This is a genomic window from Chlorogloeopsis fritschii PCC 6912 (assembly GCF_000317285.1).
GTDB lineage: Bacteria > Cyanobacteriota > Cyanobacteriia > Cyanobacteriales > Nostocaceae > Chlorogloeopsis > Chlorogloeopsis fritschii.
Map to the genome: position 1 here is coordinate 53,130 of NZ_AJLN01000074.1, position 20,200 is coordinate 73,329.

General features: G+C 40.5%; 17 protein-coding genes. 8 read left to right on the plus strand and 9 right to left on the minus strand.

Going from position 1 to position 20,200, the window contains the following annotated elements; all coding sequences use genetic code 11:
- Nucleotides 1-34: 34 nt before the first annotated feature.
- A complete protein-coding gene (locus UYC_RS0113505; protein WP_016876364.1) occupies nucleotides 35-5,308 on the plus strand; it encodes a hybrid sensor histidine kinase/response regulator in 5,274 nt (1,757 codons plus the stop codon).
- A gap of 88 nt (nucleotides 5,309-5,396) precedes the next feature.
- Here UYC_RS0113505 and UYC_RS0113510 read toward each other — a convergent pair whose 3' ends face one another.
- The 5 genes from UYC_RS0113510 to UYC_RS0113530 form a co-directional block, all read right to left on the minus strand.
- Complete coding sequence (locus UYC_RS0113510) at nucleotides 5,397-5,726, minus strand: hypothetical protein (RefSeq protein ID WP_016876365.1); 330 nt, start codon at nucleotides 5,724-5,726, stop codon at nucleotides 5,397-5,399.
- 168 nt (nucleotides 5,727-5,894) lie between these two features.
- Entirely contained in the window at nucleotides 5,895-6,161 is a 267-nt protein-coding gene (locus UYC_RS0113515) for a type II toxin-antitoxin system RelE family toxin (RefSeq protein ID WP_016876366.1), read from the minus strand.
- The gene (locus UYC_RS0113520; RefSeq protein ID WP_016876367.1) at nucleotides 6,158-6,367 is read right to left on the minus strand and encodes a hypothetical protein; all 210 of its coding nucleotides are present in this window, start codon (nucleotides 6,365-6,367) and stop codon (nucleotides 6,158-6,160) included. Before UYC_RS0113520 ends, UYC_RS0113515 begins: the two co-directional genes overlap by 4 nt.
- A gap of 130 nt (nucleotides 6,368-6,497) precedes the next feature.
- Complete coding sequence (locus tag UYC_RS0113525) at nucleotides 6,498-7,079, minus strand: Uma2 family endonuclease (RefSeq protein ID WP_016876368.1); 582 nt, start codon at nucleotides 7,077-7,079, stop codon at nucleotides 6,498-6,500.
- Nucleotides 7,076-7,312, minus strand: a complete 237-nt coding sequence (locus UYC_RS0113530; RefSeq protein ID WP_016876369.1) for a restriction endonuclease subunit S domain-containing protein — start codon at nucleotides 7,310-7,312, stop codon at nucleotides 7,076-7,078. Before UYC_RS0113530 ends, UYC_RS0113525 begins: the two co-directional genes overlap by 4 nt.
- Here UYC_RS0113530 and UYC_RS37825 point away from each other — a divergent pair.
- The 4 genes from UYC_RS37825 (at nucleotide 7,300) to UYC_RS0113550 (ending at nucleotide 13,204) form a co-directional block, all read left to right on the plus strand.
- On the plus strand, nucleotides 7,300-7,494 hold the full coding sequence (locus UYC_RS37825; protein ID WP_127011362.1) for a hypothetical protein: 195 nt from the start codon (nucleotides 7,300-7,302) through the stop codon (nucleotides 7,492-7,494). The genes UYC_RS0113530 and UYC_RS37825 overlap by 13 nt on opposite strands.
- Before the next feature lie 218 nt (nucleotides 7,495-7,712).
- On the plus strand, nucleotides 7,713-9,590 hold the full coding sequence (locus tag UYC_RS0113540; RefSeq protein WP_016876371.1) for an ATP-binding protein: 1,878 nt from the start codon (nucleotides 7,713-7,715) through the stop codon (nucleotides 9,588-9,590).
- Nucleotides 9,591-9,691: 101 nt separating this feature from the next.
- A complete protein-coding gene (locus tag UYC_RS0113545) occupies nucleotides 9,692-10,972 on the plus strand; it encodes a sensor histidine kinase (protein WP_016876372.1) in 1,281 nt (426 codons plus the stop codon).
- A gap of 159 nt (nucleotides 10,973-11,131) precedes the next feature.
- Nucleotides 11,132-13,204 carry a prolyl oligopeptidase family serine peptidase gene (locus UYC_RS0113550; RefSeq protein ID WP_016876373.1) on the plus strand — a complete coding sequence of 691 codons (2,073 nt, stop codon included), beginning with the start codon at nucleotides 11,132-11,134 and terminating at the stop codon, nucleotides 13,202-13,204.
- Nucleotides 13,205-13,352: 148 nt separating this feature from the next.
- Here the strand turns inward: UYC_RS0113550 and UYC_RS0113555 are convergent, their stop codons facing one another.
- The 3 genes from UYC_RS0113555 to UYC_RS40340 all read right to left on the minus strand — a co-directional run bounded on the left by UYC_RS0113555 (nucleotide 13,353) and on the right by UYC_RS40340 (nucleotide 15,332).
- Nucleotides 13,353-14,339 carry a DUF6263 family protein gene (locus tag UYC_RS0113555; RefSeq protein WP_016876374.1) on the minus strand — a complete coding sequence of 329 codons (987 nt, stop codon included), beginning with the start codon at nucleotides 14,337-14,339 and terminating at the stop codon, nucleotides 13,353-13,355.
- Nucleotides 14,340-14,712: 373 nt separating this feature from the next.
- Nucleotides 14,713-15,048 (minus strand): XisI protein, encoded by a 336-nt coding sequence (locus UYC_RS0113560; RefSeq protein ID WP_016876375.1) that lies wholly within the window; start codon nucleotides 15,046-15,048, stop codon nucleotides 14,713-14,715.
- Nucleotides 15,036-15,332: an element excision factor XisH family protein gene (locus UYC_RS40340; protein WP_081588154.1), complete on the minus strand. Its 297-nt coding sequence runs from the start codon at nucleotides 15,330-15,332 to the stop codon at nucleotides 15,036-15,038. The genes UYC_RS0113560 and UYC_RS40340 overlap by 13 nt, the downstream gene beginning before the upstream one ends.
- A gap of 192 nt (nucleotides 15,333-15,524) precedes the next feature.
- On the opposite strand from UYC_RS40340, the gene UYC_RS0113565 reads away from it, so the two are divergent.
- Both UYC_RS0113565 and UYC_RS0113570 read left to right on the plus strand, forming a co-directional pair.
- A complete protein-coding gene (locus tag UYC_RS0113565) occupies nucleotides 15,525-16,811 on the plus strand; it encodes an AAA family ATPase (RefSeq protein ID WP_026087583.1) in 1,287 nt (428 codons plus the stop codon).
- Nucleotides 16,804-17,406 carry an RloB family protein gene (locus UYC_RS0113570; protein WP_016876377.1) on the plus strand — a complete coding sequence of 201 codons (603 nt, stop codon included), beginning with the start codon at nucleotides 16,804-16,806 and terminating at the stop codon, nucleotides 17,404-17,406. The genes UYC_RS0113565 and UYC_RS0113570 overlap by 8 nt, the downstream gene beginning before the upstream one ends.
- A 103-nt stretch (nucleotides 17,407-17,509) precedes the next feature.
- Here the strand turns inward: UYC_RS0113570 and UYC_RS0113575 are convergent, their stop codons facing one another.
- The gene (locus UYC_RS0113575) at nucleotides 17,510-19,093 is read right to left on the minus strand and encodes an iron uptake porin (RefSeq protein ID WP_016876378.1); all 1,584 of its coding nucleotides are present in this window, start codon (nucleotides 19,091-19,093) and stop codon (nucleotides 17,510-17,512) included.
- Nucleotides 19,094-19,463: 370 nt separating this feature from the next.
- Between UYC_RS0113575 and UYC_RS0113580 the strand changes: the two genes are divergently transcribed.
- Complete coding sequence (locus UYC_RS0113580) at nucleotides 19,464-20,027, plus strand: DUF2808 domain-containing protein (RefSeq protein WP_016876379.1); 564 nt, start codon at nucleotides 19,464-19,466, stop codon at nucleotides 20,025-20,027.
- Nucleotides 20,028-20,200: the final 173 nt, after the last annotated feature.

Genomic DNA, 20,200 nt, shown 5'->3' on the forward strand with positions numbered 1-20,200 from the left:
TTTATCCTTTATCCTTCACCCTTCATCTTGTCCTATGCTGCCAGAACAACAACAGCGTATTCTAGGTTACTTTATTGAGGAAGCTAAAGAGCACCTGAATACAATTGAGCAGGGATTGCTAAACCTTCAAAGTACCATCAAAGACCCAGAAATGCTCAACGAAATATTCAGAGCAGCTCACTCAATTAAAGGAGGAGCGGCGATGCTGGGTTTAAGTAGCATTCAGTTGACGGCTCACCGTTTGGAAGACTGTTTTAAAGTTTTAAAAGAGCATTCAGTTCATGTCGATCAAAAACTTGAATCTTTGTTTCTTGATGTATCTGATGCTCTCAAAGCATTGCTAGAAAATTTGCAAGGGCCATTCGGTTTAACAGAAGATACTGCAAATCAAATCATCTCAAAAGTAGAACCAACTTTTGGCTATTTAAACGAACATTTAAATTTGCTTGTACAACAAAAAAGTAGTGGAGGAAAAACGACAGATAGCGATTGTTGGCAAATTTCTTACAACCAAGTGATGCAAACATTGCGCGAGATGTTGCAGTTATTTAAACAAGATTGCACACCCGAAACACGACAAAATCTTCAAAATTGTTGCAATAAATTAGCCCAAATTGGTGCAGAAGCAAATTGCCCCAATTGGTCGAATTTGTGTCACGCGGCAGGAATAGCGATCGCTAATCAAGAAAATAGTTTCCTGACATTAGCAAAAATCATTATTACAGATATTAAAAAAGCTCTAGAACTTGCCTTAGCGGCAAAAGAACACGAAATCACTATTAGTCAGCAACTAGAAGTCTTAATTCCTCACAATGTTGAAACTTTAGATAATTCCAATGATTTTGTAGATGAGCGGCTGGAAGTGGAAGTAGTTCTATCTCTCCATCCACCAGAAGAATTTGTATCTGCAAATACTTACAGTGATAAATTTATTACTTCAACAGCTGAAAATTTTAGCCAATTTGCTACTGAGTCTGAGTCAATAGATTGTGAACCAGACGATAGTATAACTAGTTTATCGGAACTATCCGACCATATTAGCAGTAATATAGATGATAATATAGACAAATTTGATGAATTTACTGCCGAAGCACAGCTAATAGATTTTGACTTACAAGACTCCATCACTAACTTACCTGAACTATCCTATCAATTTAATAGTGATGATGAAGATGAAGCTTCAATACATAGCAGTTTCGATACTAACGCTCATGGACCAGAGGTAGGAATTGCTGAACTGAGTACCCTTGCTCAATTATTTGAAAGAGAAACTCCTGATTTGCATGAAAATTGGGATATAGAAGAAGAAATTCTCGAATCTGAACCCAGTAGTAGTGAAATTGAACTTACTATTGATAATGCTGAAACAGAAGATATTAGTAATGATTTTGCAGAACTATTATCTTTGGATAGAGAAACAAGTATAAAAGATAGTCAGTTCAAAACTGCGAAAGAAGATTTAACTCTTATACAATTATTTGGTGATGACTTTTTAGAAGAAGAAAATTTAAAACAACAAAATCAACAAATTATTGAAAATACACAAATTCATCAATTACAAACTTCAAATGAATTAACTTCATTAGAAATAGATGTAGAAGACAGTTTTGATGAGTTGTTTTCATTAAGTGACAATCAGGATTTAATAAAGGAAAATTCTGAAAATACGCCACAAACACAAGTAAATTGGAATTTAGATCATCTGTTTAACCAAGCAGAAGAAGATAGTAACCTAAATTTAACAATTGATGAGTCTGAATTTGGTGATTTTTTTGATACAGTATCTGCAACTTCTCCCGTATTTTCTCCTGTAGAAGAGGATCTGAATTTATGGATACCAGAAGACACGGGTAAACAACAGCAGCCATTGCAAGCACCCCTTGAGCAAGACACAGCCACAGCTTTAGAGGAGCTTTTGTTTGCTGCTACGAGTGCTAATGAGATATTTGGCGATCGCCAACAGTCTGCATCTGGCTCAGATCTAGAGTTGGGAGATTTAGACATAGATTTATCCCAAGAACAACAGTTAGATTTGGCGCTTTCAGTTGATGGTGATAATGATTTATTTGAAGAGTTGGTAATCAATGACTCAATTACTGCGCTACCTGTAAGCGATCGCGAATTGTCTGACACACCAATTCAGACTTTTTCACAACAACCAGAAGCTCTGGAATTGTCTCCAGCATTTACCGACTCATCTACAGAAATTTCACAGATTGATTTATCACAATCACCAATTGAGCAGGAACCTAGTTGGTTAGATGTCGTAGAAGAGAACAACAACGAGAATCTGGAAATTTTGTTTGAAGATTCATCAACACCTAATTTTGATGATTTGCAGGCTGAGAGTACAGATTTTTCTCTTGGCGTACCACAAGAGCAATTGGCTGACGATCGCTTCTCTACAATTATTCAACCCGATCTCGATTTTACAGATGCTTCTGAATCCGAAGTGTTGCAGACATCCTCGGAGATTGCAGACATTGATACTAACCCTGGCTTAGTAGATATCTGGCTGTCAACTGAAACGATAGTTTTTGAGACTGAAAAAGAAGCTGATGTTGTTAAAGTTGATTTTAGCGAAGATGGATCGGCAACAACTCAAGACGATGAACATACAGCAGTAGAAGATATTGCTGTTGCTCCTACAGAATTGGTAGCAGTTGCCTTCGATTTTCACAAGGCTTCAGAAATCGATGCTGAAGAAAATGCATTTACTGATTTCGATGAGTTGCCCGAAGAGGATGTGACATCAAATACCAATATTCAGGCTGTCTCAGAGCAAGAATTTATCGGTTTCAATCAGCTACTTAAAGAGGATGGTGCAGCAAACGCCGATTTTGAACCTGTCGCAGAACAAGAATTTGGTGATTTAGATGAGTTACTTAAAAAAGACGTTACAGCAAACATCGATGTTGAACCTGTCGCAGAACAAGAATTTATCGGTTTCAATGAGCTACTTAAAGAGGATGTTACAGCAAACGCCGATTTTGAACCTGTCGCAGAACAAGAATTTGGCGATTTAGATGAGTTGCTCAAAGAGGATGTTACAGCAAACGCCGATGTTGAACCTGTCTCAGAGCAAGAATTTGGTGATTTAGATGAGTTGCTCAAAGAAGATGTTACAGCAAACGCCGATGTTGAATCTGTTGCAGAGCAAGAAGAATTTGCCGATTTAGAAGAACTGCTGGCTGCGAATCAAGATGAGGATATAGCAGCAGCCCAGCCTACTCTAACTAATTTTTCAAAAGCTCCCAGCAAACCTGTTTCCTCTCCAGAAATTGACAACGAATTTAAGGATTTGGAGGGGATGGTAGGAAGAGCCATGACACCCGGTACAATTAATCTACCAGGTGGGCGTAACTCTAGTTGGAGCGCTTCCAGATTTGAACAGTTGATGAAAGTTCCAGTTAAACATCTGGACGATCTGAGCAATTTGGTTGGAGAATTGGTAGTTAATCGCAATACTCTAGAGCAAGATCAAGAACGTCTGCGTCAGTCGCTTGATAACTTACTAATTCAAGTGCATCAACTCTCGGATGTGGGAGCAAAAATGCAAGAATTGTATGAGCGATCGCTCTTAGAAGCTTCTTTGTTAGCTAGCCGTAAAAACAGTGGTTTTACCCCAATAGAGACAGATCGGGGCTTTAGCGAATTGGAAATGGATCGCTTTACGCCTTTCCATATCCTCAGCCAAGAAATTATTGAATTAATTGTGCGAGTACGCGAGTCAGCAAGTGACATCGACTTTGTTACTGAGGAAACCGAGCGTGTAGCCCGGCAATTTAGGCAGGTAACAAGCCAGCTGCAAGAGGGGCTGACAAGAGCGCGAATGGAGCCTTTTTCTCAAGCTACCGATCTACTACCGCGAGGTGTGCGCGACAACTCAATTAAGTATGGTAAGCAAGTGGAACTGATTGTTCAAGGTCGGGATACCTTGATTGACAAGATGATTTTAGAACATCTGAAGACACCGCTCACACACTTGCTCAACAACGCGATCGCTCACGGTGTTGAAATCCCAAACGAACGGCAAGCCCAAGGCAAGCGAACTGTGGGAATTATCACCCTCAATGCTTTTCATCAAGGTAACCAAACTGTAATTTCTGTCAGTGATGATGGTGCGGGTATCGATCCTGAACGGGTGAAAGCCAAGGCGATGAAGGTGGGCTTAATTACCCCAGCCCAAGCCAAAATCATGTCTCCGATTGAAGTTTATGACTTACTTTTCCAGCCTGGATTTAGCACCAAAGATCAAGCTGACGATCTCGCAGGCAGGGGTGTTGGTTTAGATGTAGTTCGCACCAAAATCAGCGAAATTAGGGGAACAATTACTATTGATTCAACTATAGGTAAGGGAACAACCTTTACTATTCGCCTGCCACTGACATTGAGTATTTGCAAAGCTCTCTGCTGCGTTTCCGATAAAGCCAGAATTGCCTTCCCTATGGATGGCGTAGAAGATACTCTGGATTTGCCTGTCAGAAATATTCAAGAAGGTGCCGACGGGCAAAAATTTATTTCCTGGCGCGATCGCGTACTGCCATTCAAACCTTTGAAAGAACTTTTAACTTTCAATCGCCAACTGAGTCGGGGCAACGTTTATGGTGGCAACCGAGACGATGACATGGTTTCTGTAATTGTTGTGCGATCGGCAACTACAATGGTTGCGTTACAGGTAGATCAAGTACTGAGCGAACAAGAAATCGTGATCAAGCAATTTGAAGGCCCGGCACCTAAACCTGTTGGTGTAGCAGGTGCTACCGTTCTTGGTGATGGTCGGATTATGCCCATTGCCGATGTCTTAGAAATTATCGACATTTTCCAAGGACGGACGGCTAAACAAAGTGCTGTTAGTATTCTAAATCAGAAGGGAACTCCCGATCAAACAGAAGTACCTGCTACTAAGATTGACCCCACAGTACTAATTATTGATGATTCAATTACAGTTAGAGAACTGCTGTCGTTGACCTTTAACAAGGCAGGTTATCGGGTAGAACAGGCACGTGACGGGCAAGAAGCATGGGATAAGCTTCGTTCTGGTTTACCTTGCGATCTCGTCTTCTGTGATATTGAAATGCCGCGCTGCGATGGTTTAGAGTTACTTTCTCGCATCCAAAAAGACTCGAATCTCAACCATCTACCAATTGCCATGCTTACCTCACGGGGTGCAGACAAGCACAGGCAAATGGCAATTTCCTTGGGAGCAAGTGGCTATTTCACCAAACCTTATTTAGAAGAAGCTTTACTGGAAGCAGCATCGCGGATGCTTAAAGGTGAGAAATTGATTAGCAGTACTAATCCTTAGTTTTGTTGATAAGGCTTTCAAATTCAAATTTTTAAAACTAACCCCCATCCAAAACTGGATAGGGGCTTTTTATTTAACTATTTTTCCGTCAAACACGATGATTAAGTACTAAATCTTCTTGAACTCCTGATTGAAAGTGATTGATTGCTGTCTGAAGTACGTTTACATTTATAGGGTCATCAATTGGTACACAAGCATATTTTAAGTAAATCTTTACGGCTACCTGAGAATGTTGGTTAACTACACCAACAAAAAGCATTCTGTCATAATCCTCTCTTTTAATCCAAATTTCGTAATCTTGTTGATTAAATACGCTTGCCAATTTTTGAAAACATTGCAAGTACTGTATTTCTTCCCGGTCAAGATTTTGTAGATTTTGTGGGTTGTAAATCTTACCATTTACAGCAGAATAAGTCATAACAATTCTTTTGTTACTATTTTTACGAACCTGCATTATACATGAATAATCATATTTAGTACATTAGTTCTTAAAAATTTTGTAACCCAGACTGGACAAGGATTATTTTAATTCTACAAAGCCTTAGGTTTTACCCATGTTTTAGCAATTTCTAGTATTATTCATTCACTATGGAAAATATCGATATATTTCCTTGCGATGTAATACACGAACAAAGGTAATCATATTTTCGTCTTCAGCAAAGCCAATTCGATAGTCACCAACTCGGATACGGTAGTAATTTCCATCTGCTTTAAGTTTTTTGATGTTGCTGATTTCCAAGAGACTTTCAGCAATTTCCACTTGTTCTATGACATTTTTAATTCTCAGGAGCAAGTCTTCATCTTGAATTTTACCAAGGTCTTTTTCAAAGCTTTTTCTGAACTCAGCTTTCACGATTTCGGTTCCAAAAGTTGAAAGATGGAGTCGCGGTTAACCAGTTCAGTTGTTTCACCTTCTGCGATCGCACGTTCCATTGCAATGTCCTCAAGAATTTCTGCCAAAAATTCCGAGACTTCCTCACGGTTATCACGAATCAATTCGACGATCGCACTTTTCAAGATTTCCTTAAGTTGTTCTGGGTTTAGGGTAATTTCAGACATTATTCCTCCATTAAATTCAGTTAAATTTGATAAATTAATGCCAATAGCTTCAAGTTGCTGGTTTATTCAAGTTGTTGCGATCGCTCATCAGCCTCAATCACTTTTTCTACTCATGTTTTAGCCATTCAACTCAAACGGTCGAAAAATCAATATTTTCGTAAAGTTCTGCAATTTGAATTTGCAACTCAAAGGTACTCAAAGAAAGGGTGACAGTTGGGTCGTCGTATTCTGAAAATAGCCACTGATGAGGGGCTGTTTTAATATGATGCTCAACGTGTATGCGATATTGATCGATCAGCAGATATTCTTGGAAGGTAGGAATTGTACGATAGGCAACAAATTTCTCACCGCGGTCATAGTTTTGGGTGGACTTAGACAACACTTCAGCGATAAAGCAGGGATTAACCAAAGTATCTTTGCGTCCAGTTTGAAGTTCTAAGGGTTTGGGCAGAACCATCACATCGGGATAAGTATAGAGATTTGCACCGGGAATCCAGAGTCGCTGATCCAGGATAAATACACGGTAGGGCTTTCCCCGCAAAGCTGCTTTAAGGATAGCCACAAGGTTGCTGGCAATATCATTATGATCTGGGGTTCCACCCGTCATCGGGACAATTTCTCCATCGTGGTATTCGTTGCGGATGTCGGAGGCGATTTCGAGTTCTAGATATTCATCAATGGTGTAGTGTTTTATCTCAGTTTGAGCAATCATGTCAGTTCTACCTCCAAGGCTTCAAGTTGCTGGTTTATCCAAGTTGTGGCTGTTGCTTCATCAGTCTCTATTGCCCGTTCTACTCTTGTTTTAGCAATTTCTAGCAGTTGTTTGGATTGCTCCCGCGCTTTGCGAGATGCCCTGACCTTTTCTGTAATTTTCTGGCGAGTAGATTCTTTTGGCAACGTGATCGGAATATTTAACAAGTCTTCAGTGGAAATTGCCGGATACATACTGGCAGTTGTATGAAGATCAAGGATTTCGCAGACAATGGGCGATCGCAAATAAACCAGTAAAACTTCTGGCTCTATTTTGGTTGGTTTTAAAACAGCAAAACCAGATGAACAAATGTAATTATTTTGCTCTGTTTCAATCAGGGCTGAAAGTCTGCGAATGGGGTGGGGCGAACGGTTGACGTAATTACATCGTTAGTTTTGACAATCCACTGCGCTCGACTTGGGGCTTCTTCCATTGCTACTACTTCACTATTAGCAAAGCCTTCTCCGCTTTCTTAATACCACGGAGGCGATCGCTCTGACACAGATTAAGTATTTATAGTGCGTTTTACTACTCGTTTATTTGGGAATACTGGTATTGTAAGTATCCTTTACATATCCAGCGCTCCCCACCATGATGTTGAAATTATTAAGCTATTCCTTACACTCAGATGGTTTCATCCCCCACGGGCATTGTTATCTCTGGAAAACAGGGTTAGTTTGGCTTCACATTGTAGCTGATGCCACGATCGCTCTTGCTTATTATTCAATACCCTTCTTACTCATCTACTTTATTTCTAAACGCAAAGATGTTCCTTTCAATGGAGTCTTTCTGTTGTTTGGTGCTTTTATCATTGCCTGTGGTACTGGCCACTTAATGGATATCTGGACATTATGGCATCCAGATTACTGGATTGCAGGTAGTCTCAAGGCTTTTACTGCCATTATTTCAATATATACGGCGTTTGCGTTAGTTAATCTCATCCCTCAAGCTCTGACATTGCCCAGCCCTGCCCAGTTAGAAGCTGTCAACCGATCGCTTGCCAGTGAAATTGTTGAGCGCAAGCGAATTGAGCAAGAGCTACGTCAAGCAGAGGAAATTGCTACAAACTCCAGCCAAGCCAAGAGCGAATTCCTCGCTAATATGAGTCACGAGTTACGCACACCCCTTAATGGCATTCTAGGTTACACGCAGATCCTCCAACGCACGGAACCTCTAACTAATAAAGGGCGCAAAGGGGTAGAAATCATTCAGCAGTGCGGTTCCCATCTATTGACTCTAATTAATGATGTCCTGGATCTCTCCAAAATTGAAGCTCGAAAATTGGAGCTAAATCCTGTTGATTTCTACTTTCCTGCCTTTCTAGACAGTGTGACAGAAATTTGCCGCATCCGGGCAGAACAAAAAAGCATCGCGTTTCACATCGAACTCGAACCAGATTTACCTGTGGGCATTCGTGCTGACGAAAAGCGCTTGCGTCAAGTTCTAATTAATTTACTCGGTAATGCGATTAAATTTACCGAGCAAGGCAGTGTCACTTTCAAGGTTAAGTTCGCAAGTCAAAAGCAACAAAAAACAAACTACAAAATTCGCTTTGAAGTGGCTGATACTGGGGTGGGCATGAACGCCGAGCAACTCAACAAAATTTTCCAGCCCTTTGAACAGGTAGGAGATCGGAAACGACAGGCTGAAGGTACAGGTTTGGGATTGGCAATTAGCCAAAAGATTGTCTCGTTAATGGGCAGTCAAATTGAGGTGGAAAGTGAGTCTGGCAAAGGCAGCACTTTTTACTTTGAGGTGGAATTGCAGGAAGCTAAAGACTGGGCTAAGGCTTCTAGAATGATGCAACAGGGGACAGTTGTTGGCTATCGAGGGGAAAAGCGAACAATTTTGGTGGTGGATGACAAATGGGAAAATCGCTCGGTGCTTGTCAATTTATTAGAGCCAATTGGATTTATCTTAGTGGAAGCTAGTCAAGGTGAGGAAGCATTAGAGCAGGCGATCGCCCACAAGCCAGACTTAATTATTACAGACTTGATGATGCCCGTGATGGATGGATTCGAGTTAATCCATCGTCTGCATCAGTCTCCTCAATTCGAGAAGATTGTTGTGATTGCCTCTTCTGCCAGCGTGTTTGAAACCGATCAATATAAAAGTATTGATGCTGGAGCGAGTGCCTTTCTACCGAAGCCTATAGAAGCTGAAACCTTGCTGGAACTGCTGCGCAAATATTTGCAATTGGAATGGGTACATGAGAGCAAGGTAGAAACAAATACAAAAGCAAATGTTGCTAGTTCAAATCATCCAGCAGAGATGATTCCTCCTGCTAAAGAGATTTTACAGCAGTTACTCAACCTGGTGCAGGACGGTGATATTCAAAGAATTCAAGAAATGGCTCCGCAACTATCTGCATCCGATGAGAAGCTGACTCTATTTGCCCAGCAACTGATGCAGCTGGCTAGCAATTTCCAGATTAAACGCCTGGAAACCTTGATTAAGCAATATATCCATTAAGTAGAAGGCAGTCGCTATGAAACAAGTTTCACGCCAAGCATGAAAATTTGACTTTTCCTACACCCCTACACCCCCACACCCATTTTCAAGTTAGACATATCATGGCAACAACCTTAGACGCCCGATTCATTTTGATTGTGGATGACAACCCCACCAACTTATCTGTTCTTTCCGAAGCTCTCAGCAATGCTGGTTTTCGATTCCGAATTGCGGTTGATGGAGAAAGTGCGATCGCTCAAGCTGAACGCAATCAACCAGAGTTAATTTTGCTAGATGTGCAAATGCCGGGGATTGACGGATTTGAAACCTGTCGTCGTCTCAAAGCTAATCCTGTTACTCAAAACATTCCAGTAATTTTCACCACAGCCCTAGCAGATACAGACAGTAAAACTCAAGGATTTTCCCTTGGTGCTGTCGATTATATTCCTAAACCGTTTGCACAAGAAGAAGTTCTTGCCAGAGTGCGCGTACATTTGCAACTGAAGCGACTCACCGAATCATTAGAACAACAAGTTAGCGATCGCACTGCTGACTTGCAAAAAGCACAGGTTCAAATGGTGCAACAAGAAAAACTATCAACACTGGGAGAGTTAATCGCCGGAGTTGCCCACGAAATCAACAACCCCATCAACTTTATAGCCAACAATATCCCACCCCTAGAAGAATACATTGCAGGAGTAACCGAGATTTTCCAACTGTATCAACAAGAGTATCCAAGCCCGACAGCTAAAATTACCACTGCCATTAAAAACTTGGATCTGGAATTTGCTCTCGAAGATATACCAAAAATCTTGTACTCACTCAAGTTAGGCACCGAGCAAATTGAGAGTCTTTCTGAATCACTCCGCACCTTCTCCCGCTCGGATAGTGATGTTAAAGTATTTGCGGATTTGCATAAAGGACTTGATATTACCTTGATGATTTTGCAACATCGCCTCAAAGCTAGAGGCGATCGCCCCCGCATCGAAGTCATCAAAAATTATGGCACACTATCAGAGGTAAATTGCTACGCGGGGCAGATGAATCAAGTGTTCATGAATATTCTGGCAAATGCAATTGATGCTCTTGACGAAGCCATCAAGCTGAATAAATTGAACAATTCCATCCCCCAAATTCAAATTGCAACAGAGATAGATGCTGATGGCTGGGTTGTCATTCGGATTGCTGACAATGGTATAGGTATCCCTGAATCCGTCAAACCAAGATTATTCGAGCCGTTGTTTACCACCAAGCCAGTCGGCAAAGGAACTGGGCTTGGCTTATCGATCACCTATCAAATCGTCGTAGAAAAACACAATGGTACATTAGAAGTAAACTCTCAGCTAGGTGGGGGAAGCGAATTTACAATCAAAATTCCAACCATGAACGTAATTGATGATTAAATTGCTGTTCGGTTCGCGACTATTTTTAGTATTTTTTTTGACAACAATTTTAGTAGGTTGCTGTTGGCGACTCCTAGTATTAGATTATTTCTACCAAGCGATCGCTCCAAGACTTCATCTTCTAAGTACCATGTACAAAGAAGATTTCCATTCCAGACTATGCCAGCAGCAAAACCTCTCACCTACCCATCTACCCGCAAAAGCAATCAAATAGACAGTTACCACGGCGCTCCGGTGGCAGATCCTTACCGCTGGTTAGAAGATCCAGACTCAGAAGAAACTAAAGCTTGGGTGGAGGCGCAAAACAAAGTTACTTTTGGCTATCTTGAAGAAATTCCTGCTAGAGAAAAAATTAAACAACGCCTCACTAAGCTGTGGGATTATGAAAAATACAGCGTTCCTTTTAAAGAAGGGGAGCGCTACTTTTACTTTAAAAATGACGGACTGCAAAATCAAAGTGTTCTTTACACCCTCAAATCTCTCAACGAAGAACCAACAGTTCTACTCGATCCTAATACTCTTTCTGAAGATGGCACTGTAGCTCTTGCGGGATTGGCAATTAGCGAAGATGGTAAACTTTTAGCTTATGGTTTATCTACTGCTGGTTCTGACTGGCAAGAGTGGAAAGTACGCGATATCGAAACTTGCCAAGACTTAGAAGACCATCTAAAGTGGATTAAATTCTCTGGTGCATCGTGGACAAATGATCGTAAAGGCTTTTTCTACAGCCGCTACGATGAGCCGAATGAAAAATCTAAATTAGCAGATGTTAACTACTATCAAAAGCTTTACTACCATCGTTTGGGTACACCCCAATCTGAAGATATTTTAATTTACCATCGTCCTGATGAGAAAGAATGGGGCTTTGATGGTAGCGTTACAGAAGATGGACAGTATTTAATTATTTCGGTTTGGTTGGGAACAGATCCTAAAAACTTGGTTTTCTACAAAGATTTAACTAATCCAAATTCAGAAGTAATAGAACTGATTAACAAGTTTGAAGCAAATTATGGTTTTATTGATAATGATGGAAATGTCTTTTATTTCCGCACTGATTTAGACGCACCACGCGGACGATTAATTGCCATTGACACTCAAAAACCTGCTTTAGAAAATAGACAAGAAATTATTCCACAAGCAGCAGAAACTTTAGAAAGTGTTGGCATTATTAATAACCAATTTGTTGCTGATTATCTCAAAGATGCTCATAGCCAAATCAAAATTTTTAACCTCAATGGCGAGTTTGTACGCGAGGTAGAATTACCTGGTATTGGCTCGGCAGGAGGTTTTGGTGGCAAACGCTATGACACCGAAACTTTTTATAGTTTTACAAGCTTTACCACACCAGCAACTATTTATCGCTATGACATGGTGAGCGGCAAAAGTGAAATTTTCCGTCAGCCAAATGTAGATTTTAATCCTGCTGATTACGAAACAAAGCAAATTTTTTATAACAGCAAAGATGGCACGCAAGTGCCGATGTTTATCACCCACAAAAAGGGTATTAAATTAGATGGTAATAATCCCACCTACCTTTACGGTTATGGTGGTTTCAATGCTTCTCTCACCCCAGCTTTTTCTGTTAGTAATTTAGTGTGGATGGAAATGGGTGGTGTTTATGCCGTTCCTAATATCCGGGGCGGAGGTGAGTACGGGGAAGAATGGCATCAAGCGGGAATGAAGTTGAAAAAGCAAAATGTGTTTGATGACTTTATCGCTGCTGCTGAGTGGTTGATTGCCAATGGCTACACCAAACCTGCAAAATTGGCGATCGGGGGTGGAAGCAACGGCGGATTACTAGTGGGTGCTTGCATGACTCAGCGCCCTGATTTGTTTGCTGCGGCGTTGCCAGCAGTAGGTGTGATGGATATGTTACGTTTCCCCAAATTTACTATTGGTTGGGCTTGGGTTTCTGAGTATGGTTCGCCGGAAAACCCGGAAGAGTTTAAAGCACTTTATGCTTACTCGCCATTGCACAACCTCAAACCTGGCACAGCTTATCCAGCGACTTTAATCACTACTGCCGATCACGATGATCGCGTTGTTCCGGCGCATAGTTTCAAGTTTGCTGCTGCTCTGCAAGCCGCTCATGCTGGTGATGTGCCAGTGTTAATTAGAATTGAGACGAAGGCGGGGCATGGCGCTGGTAAACCCACAACTAAAATGATTGAGGAAGTAGCTGATAAGTGGGCTTTTTTGGTGCGTACTTTGGATATGGAAGTTGAGAGTTAGGGCATACATGTTCTCAGCATTTGCAGTCTAATACTAATTTTGGTATTAGACTGGCATTTTTCTTGTTCGTCTCAACGCAGAGTAACGCAAAGGAAGCGCAGAGGTACGGAGAGGATCGCCTGCTGCAAAGCTTGAGTCAAGCAACTTTTTACTTTGATTCGATGGACATTGTCATAGATAATTTTTGATTAATTGGTGTTTCTTCCAGACTGCCTGGATTTTTTTGAGTCATTACGCTATTACTACGCAAGGACATGGTTGAACGAATTGGCATCAGTTTGTTCAACGGCACAATTGCTTGTCCTTGACCTTTGCCACTATAAGATTTTAGAGTTAATGTCACTCCTGGAGGCAGTCCTGGTGTAGTCAACTTTTGGGATGGTGATGCCAGTTGTTCTACACCTATGTTGAAGGTAGCAACACCATTTTTGAGATTTACTAACTGATATGTAGCTATTTGTTTGAGATTCATGCCATTTATATTTACCGTCGAGGTAACTCGCCAGCGAGATCCTATTCCCACCGCTTGTTGAGGAAGTGGCGACGAGAGTTGCTCCAGAGAATTCGACATTTGCTGCATCATCTGTTTGAGGTTTGGATCTAACCCTGTTGGCAAAACCAAGTTAGCTTTTTTGGTGTAGCCGCGATTATCGACAATCGCAGAACCCTTTATGCCACGTATCTTTTGTATTTGCGAACGTACTGTATTAAGTACTTGTGGTGGCAAATTTGTATCGCCTACAAAATCTACATCAGAGTAAGAAAATTCGTAGTGAATATCTCCATTAGGAGCAATCTTGGTGACTGCTGTCTGTAACGTCATTACAGTTGCTGGCTGTTTGAACGCGGGTAAGGCTTCACCTGCGATCGACATTGCCATATCCATATTCATAGTCATAATTGCAGCTTGCTTAAATTTGACTGGAGGTTTGAAACGCAATTGCTGCTTGGCTCCAGTTCCTGGGTTGAGTAATTCTATTTGGGGTTGTTTGGCGGTGGGAGAAGGTTTTTTAGAGTTATTTATTACTGGTTTAGCTTTTAATGGAGTTTCAGCTTGAACGGATGTTACTGAAGGTTGAAATCCCAATCCGACAATTAGATAAATTATCCCACCAACAAAAAAAGTTCTTTTCATGACATTGACCAAAGATTGATTCGCATCTTAACCTTTGATCACAATAACTGTATATAAAAATACTTGAAGATTTACGTAGAGATCGGAAATCTTAAATTTTTAGGGTGCGTTAACTTTTGATAGGTTAAGTAAGGGCTAATGCAGTGTATGAGATAGGCGATCGCGCTACTTACCAACAGTGAAGTAAGTGATATCCCTTAGTGTTCTACTCGCATTGATTGATATGTTACATAAGAGTTAATGTAGTCTACAAAATTGGCGATGCTTAACGGCAAGCCGCTTTGCGTCTACGCACTCATCCCTACATTTCACTCAACTTGCATACTTCTGTATTTGAGCAGTTTTTAACTTCTGATACAGAAGCGGATTTTTTTCAAGATACGGCAAAGCCTGTATATTGACGTAAATTCTCTGGATGAAAACCTAAAACAATGTCTTCACGAGGAATACCAGCTTCCATAAGTGCTTCTGCAACTGGGTAAGAACTACCGTCATACTGAATCCAAACTTTATCACTAATAATGTCGATATGCACCGTACAACCATGTACGCGACGAACTTCATCCCAACCTACTTGTAGAACTAGGTAACGGTCACGTTCAGAATCAATAATAGTTCCAATATCAATTTGACCGTGATAAGGTTTGTGAGTGGCATATTCGCGTACAACTTTTTGCACAATCTCACGATACTTTGCTATTCTATCCATTGCACAATCCTCGCTTGTTGCTCATCAAAAACAATTAAGCGGATCTTTATCCGATTGAGGATTAACTGACCAAAGCGTTCTGAAAAGAAATTTTCATAGACTCGCTGGGGAATTGCCAGATAAAGTAAGCGTTCTGGCTCTAATTCTAAAAGAACAGTGCGATAGATATCATATTGCCCTACTGCCTCCTGAAGGTCACGTATTGGCGAAAGGCTAAGAAAACTTTTAATTTCAACAGCGATTTTTTGAGAATCCTTTTGAGCAGTATTACCGACGGCAGATATCGCTGCAACAAAACTAAAAGTTGCCCATTAATTGTCCGGTGCAAGCGTTTATGATGCCGCATATTTTAACAACAGTACATCTGTACGTTAGTAAAACAATCTTATAATTTAGCATCTTCAACCCTATTATTGCTATTCTTAAAGCAGTAAATAGCGATTTTTTCACAAATTTATGTATTAAGCCTATATACTATGCTTATCGAATTTAGTGTCGGTAACTACAGATCGTTTAAGGAGCAAGTCACCTTTAGCATGGTGGCAGCTAACCTTGTTGCGAAAGACAAAAAGCTTGATGAAAACAACGTTTTTGAAGTAGATGATGACCTTAAACTACTTAAGAGCGCCGCAATATACGGTGCAAATGCTAGTGGTAAAAGTAATCTAGCTAGAGCTTTAACTTTCATGAGATGGTTCATGATTAATTCTTCTAAAGAGACTCAAAGTACGGAAAAAATAGGTGTTGAGCGATTTAAGCTCAGTACTGAAACCGAAGCTAAACCATCTTTTTTTGAAATAGTATTTTTAATGAATGGCAAGAGATATAGATATGGATTTGAGGCAACTCGTGACAGAGTTGTCTGTGAATGGTTATTTTATGTTCCAAAATCAAGAGAAACTAAACTTTTTGAGCGCAAACAGGACAATATTAGTGTTTCTAAAACCTATAAAGCTGATGGAATTCAGCAGAAAACAAGACATAATGCTCTTTTCTTGTCTGTATCTGCTCAATTTAATGTCAACATTGCAGAAAAAATCTTGGATTGGCTGACAAATAGAGTCAAAGTTGTCTCTGGTTTAGATGATAGAGGCTATCAAGGATACACAGTTAGTTGTTTAATGGATAACGAAAATAAAGATGAAATTCTTCAGTTGCTTAAAAAATTAGATTTGGGATTTAGTGATGTCAAGGTAGAAGAAATTGAAATTACTGCTGATTCTTTCCCTAATGAGCTACCAGATGAAATAAAGAATTTTATTCTAAAAAATGGAGGAAGAAAAATAACATCAGTTCAAACTATGCACCGAAAATTTGATGGAAAAGGAAATTCTGTATCTACAGAGATGTTTGATTTAGATGATCAAGAGTCTGAGGGAACTCAAAAAGTTTTTGCTTTGGCAGGGCCTCTTGTTGATACCCTGAAAAATGGTAAAGTTTTAATCATTGATGAATTTGATGCTAGAATTCATCCTTTGATCAGTCGTGCAATTGTTGAATTATTTAATTCCAACGAAACAAATCCAAGTAACGCTCAGTTAATATTCATGACTCACGATACCAATTTGCTTAGTAATAAGCTTTTTCGTAGAGATCAGATTTGGTTTGCTGAAAAGAATAGATATGGTGCAACAGATTTGTACTCTCTAGCAGAATATAAAGTCCGTAACGATGCCTCATTTGAGAGTGATTACATTAAAGGTAGATATGGCGCAATTCCATATATCGGAAATTTGAATCATCTCATTGACTCTCATGCCTAGAAAAAAGGAAAACTCTCGTGGATATTTACCTAGAAAAGTTAATACGAGGGAAGTCAGGCAGAGATTCTTGATCGTATGTGAAGGTGAGAAAACAGAACCTAACTACTTTAGGAGTTTTCGTGTTCCCAAGAATGTCGCTGAAATAGACGTGCAGGGTTTAGGAGAGAATCCAAGCAAGCTAGTTCAAAGCGCAAAGGAACTACAAAATCAAGAAGACTACGATCAGGTATGGTGTGTTTTTGATCGTGATTCTTGGCCTATGGAAGATTTTAATAATGCCATTAAAAATGCTGATGCTCAAGGATTTAAAGTAGCTTATTCTAATGAAGCGTTTGAACTATGGTATGTCTTGCATTTTGAGTTTCTCAATACTGGTATTCCTCGAAGTGATTATAAGAAGAAGTTAACTTCTTTACTTGGTAAGACATATAAGAAGAATAGCGAAACAATTTATGATGAGCTATTTGAGAAGCAATCTATTGCTATTAAAAATGCTGAAAATCTTCTGAAACAATATGCTCCTCACATTCCAGCCAGAGACAATCCATCAACGACAGTGCATCTGTTAGTGCAGGAACTCAACAAGTTTATTTAGTAAAGTAGGTAGTCACTTGGAATGCGATCGCTTTAGCACTTTGGCATTATTAGGTTAAAAAGCACTGCAAGCGTATGTAACAGTGACGGGCGTGGAATCTAGGTTAGAACAGAAAAGTGGTTCGCAGCGTTCCCACATAAATAGTGCCGTTGTCGCTATTGTGCTCTGGATTCGTAACTACAAAAAAGCCAGGGGTAATATAAAGTCTATCTGTAATTTGGTGGCGATAGAAAGCTTCAAAATGTAAAGAAGTGTCTGGATCTTCGCGTCCTGAAATGTCATTGTCAATCACTTTTGGTGGTTGACCAATGATAATACCCAATAAGTCGCCACCTCGACCTAAAAAGTCTGTAAAAGCTAAACCTACAGCCCAAGTTAAGACTGTCGCATTGCTGCCTTTATTTGGTTCAGATTCAGCATGAGCGTCTATTAAACCCAACCAGCCCGAAAGGTTAAAAGAACGGCTGACTCGGTAAGAAGTTTCTAGCCCATAAGCATTGACGCTTGTGGCAGCACCATCAAAAGGATTTTCGGCATTAGCACTGCCAGCACCAGCACCCGGACTAATATTATAGGCATGAACATAAGTCAAAGCTGCAGCAAAATCTATCGTTGGCTGTAGTGTCAATTGAGCGATCGCTCCATAAGCATCACCGCCAATTCCCACATCAGGATCGTTGGCTTGTGCCGATAAATACCCCACAGACAATCTTGCTACTCTACCGAATAGATATTGAAAGCCAACCCCAGTACCTCCACCATTCAAACCGTAAATCCGAGATTCAATGCCAAAATTGGAAACCGCGCCAATACTACTACTGCTAAGGGGAGCATTGAGTGAAGGAGTAAAGCCAGTGAAGCCACCCCCCGCAGCCGCAAGGTAAACCAGTGCTTGCGGACTAAGATTGAACTCATATAGGAGCGCACTGATTTCAAAATCGTTGTCGTTGTCTCCTACAAAACTCAATTTAGACATATTTGTTCCGGTGACATCGACAAAATCAGGAGTATTTCTTGCTTCTATGCCGACTCTGAGACGATCTTGCCCAAAAAAGCTGGTGTCAAAGTTTAAGGTGGCACGATTGCTAAGGATAAAATTGTCATCGATATCGCTACCCCCAAACCCACTCACAGCAATTATGGCTTCGGCATTAAATAGGCTTGTGGTAGTGAATGAAGGCGACGCTTCCAACTGGGCTGTACGTGCCTCCAGACTGTCTATCTGATTCCGTACACTGGCTAATTCGGCAGCAAATTCATCTTGCAATCGCTGCACAACGTTCATATCTTCTTCAGTAATGGTTTTGTCTGTCGCTGTCTGAAGCAATTGATTGATGCGCTCTAGGCAAGCATTCAATCCAGCTGCAAACTCGTAGCGATTCAGCGCTCTGTTACCTCTATAGGTGCGATCGCCATACCCAGCAATGCAACCATAGCGCTCTACCAGCGACTGCAACGCACCAAATGCCCAGTCGGTTGGTTGTACATCTGATAACTCAGAGACGGAAGTTACCTGAGCTATGCTGTCGTTGTCTTCTTCAATATCTTCAGGTTGAGCAGAAAGCAGTTGATTTGATGTTGTCTCACTTGCAGGAACCTGATTAGCAAGAGTGCTGTTGCTGAGAATCAAAATGAGGCTCAAAATAGCTGAACTAAGTTGAAGGCAATTCCAAAAACTTTTTGCCATACTTCCTCATCACACCTAAATAGAAATGTCGCTGGTAAATGGCGCTTTTGATATCAACGGTCAAAAAGTAGAATTTTTTCTTTTGCAAACAAGCGAAAATTTATAGCAATGGCTAGTCTAGGCAAGCTATACCTGCAAAGGATACCAAAGCCTAAGGTTATCTCTCACTTGGTCTCATTATCCCTGGAAACAGAAAGTTAGTACAGCATCATTCATCAGAAGCAACAATTTTTTCCTAAAGCAAAGGCAGATTTTCCCGGATTGTATAAATCATTTAATTAGTCAAGTAGATATCATGGGATTAATGTGGATTTTTGAGTGGAGCAGATTCCGAGCGATCGCCAATACCAATCACAGATAAATTGTGTACATGAAAGGCTATAATATGCAGCTTCTCAAGTGGTTTCAAGTCGGTTTGCTTACAGGCACGCTAGCAGTCTCTTTAGGCTCTGTGGGAGTTTTAAGCCAGTCTGTACAAGCACAAGAATCTCAAGTTAGCATAACTTCCACTAAGAGTTCGGGTTTTCGTTTACTTGATGCCAAAACCAGCGAACAAAGTGTTGACACTCGCAACACAATGTACTATTTCACAATCAACTTACCAAAAGATGCTCCACCGTTAGAACGGATCACGATTCTCCAAGTAGGAGGCAGAAATCTGATTGAATACAACAAAGACAGAATTGGGACTTTTGTAAATCGCCAACGTGGGCAACAAGTTCCCCTCAAAGAAATCAAAATCGATCCAAAGTCACAAGAAGTCACTGTTGTATTTGCGCGTCCACTTCAGCCTGGTCAAATAGTAACTGTTAATATTGGCCCGTTTGAGAATCCTCAAACTGACGGAAATTATTTGTTTAGTGTCAAGGCTTTTCCTCAAGGCGATACTAACGGGCAGTTAGTTGGTTACGCACGCTTGCGCTTTGTGAGATAAATTTATTAGTCTGAAAATCACTAGGGTTCTGATTCCCGGCTTCTTGAAAAAGTCGGGAATCTTGTTGTTTCGTTAAATAATTTAATTTAAAAACTTTAGCTAAATATGAACAATAGTAAACTTTTAAGTATCAGAAAAAATTTCTGTAACAGAAATCTTTTACCACTGCTTTT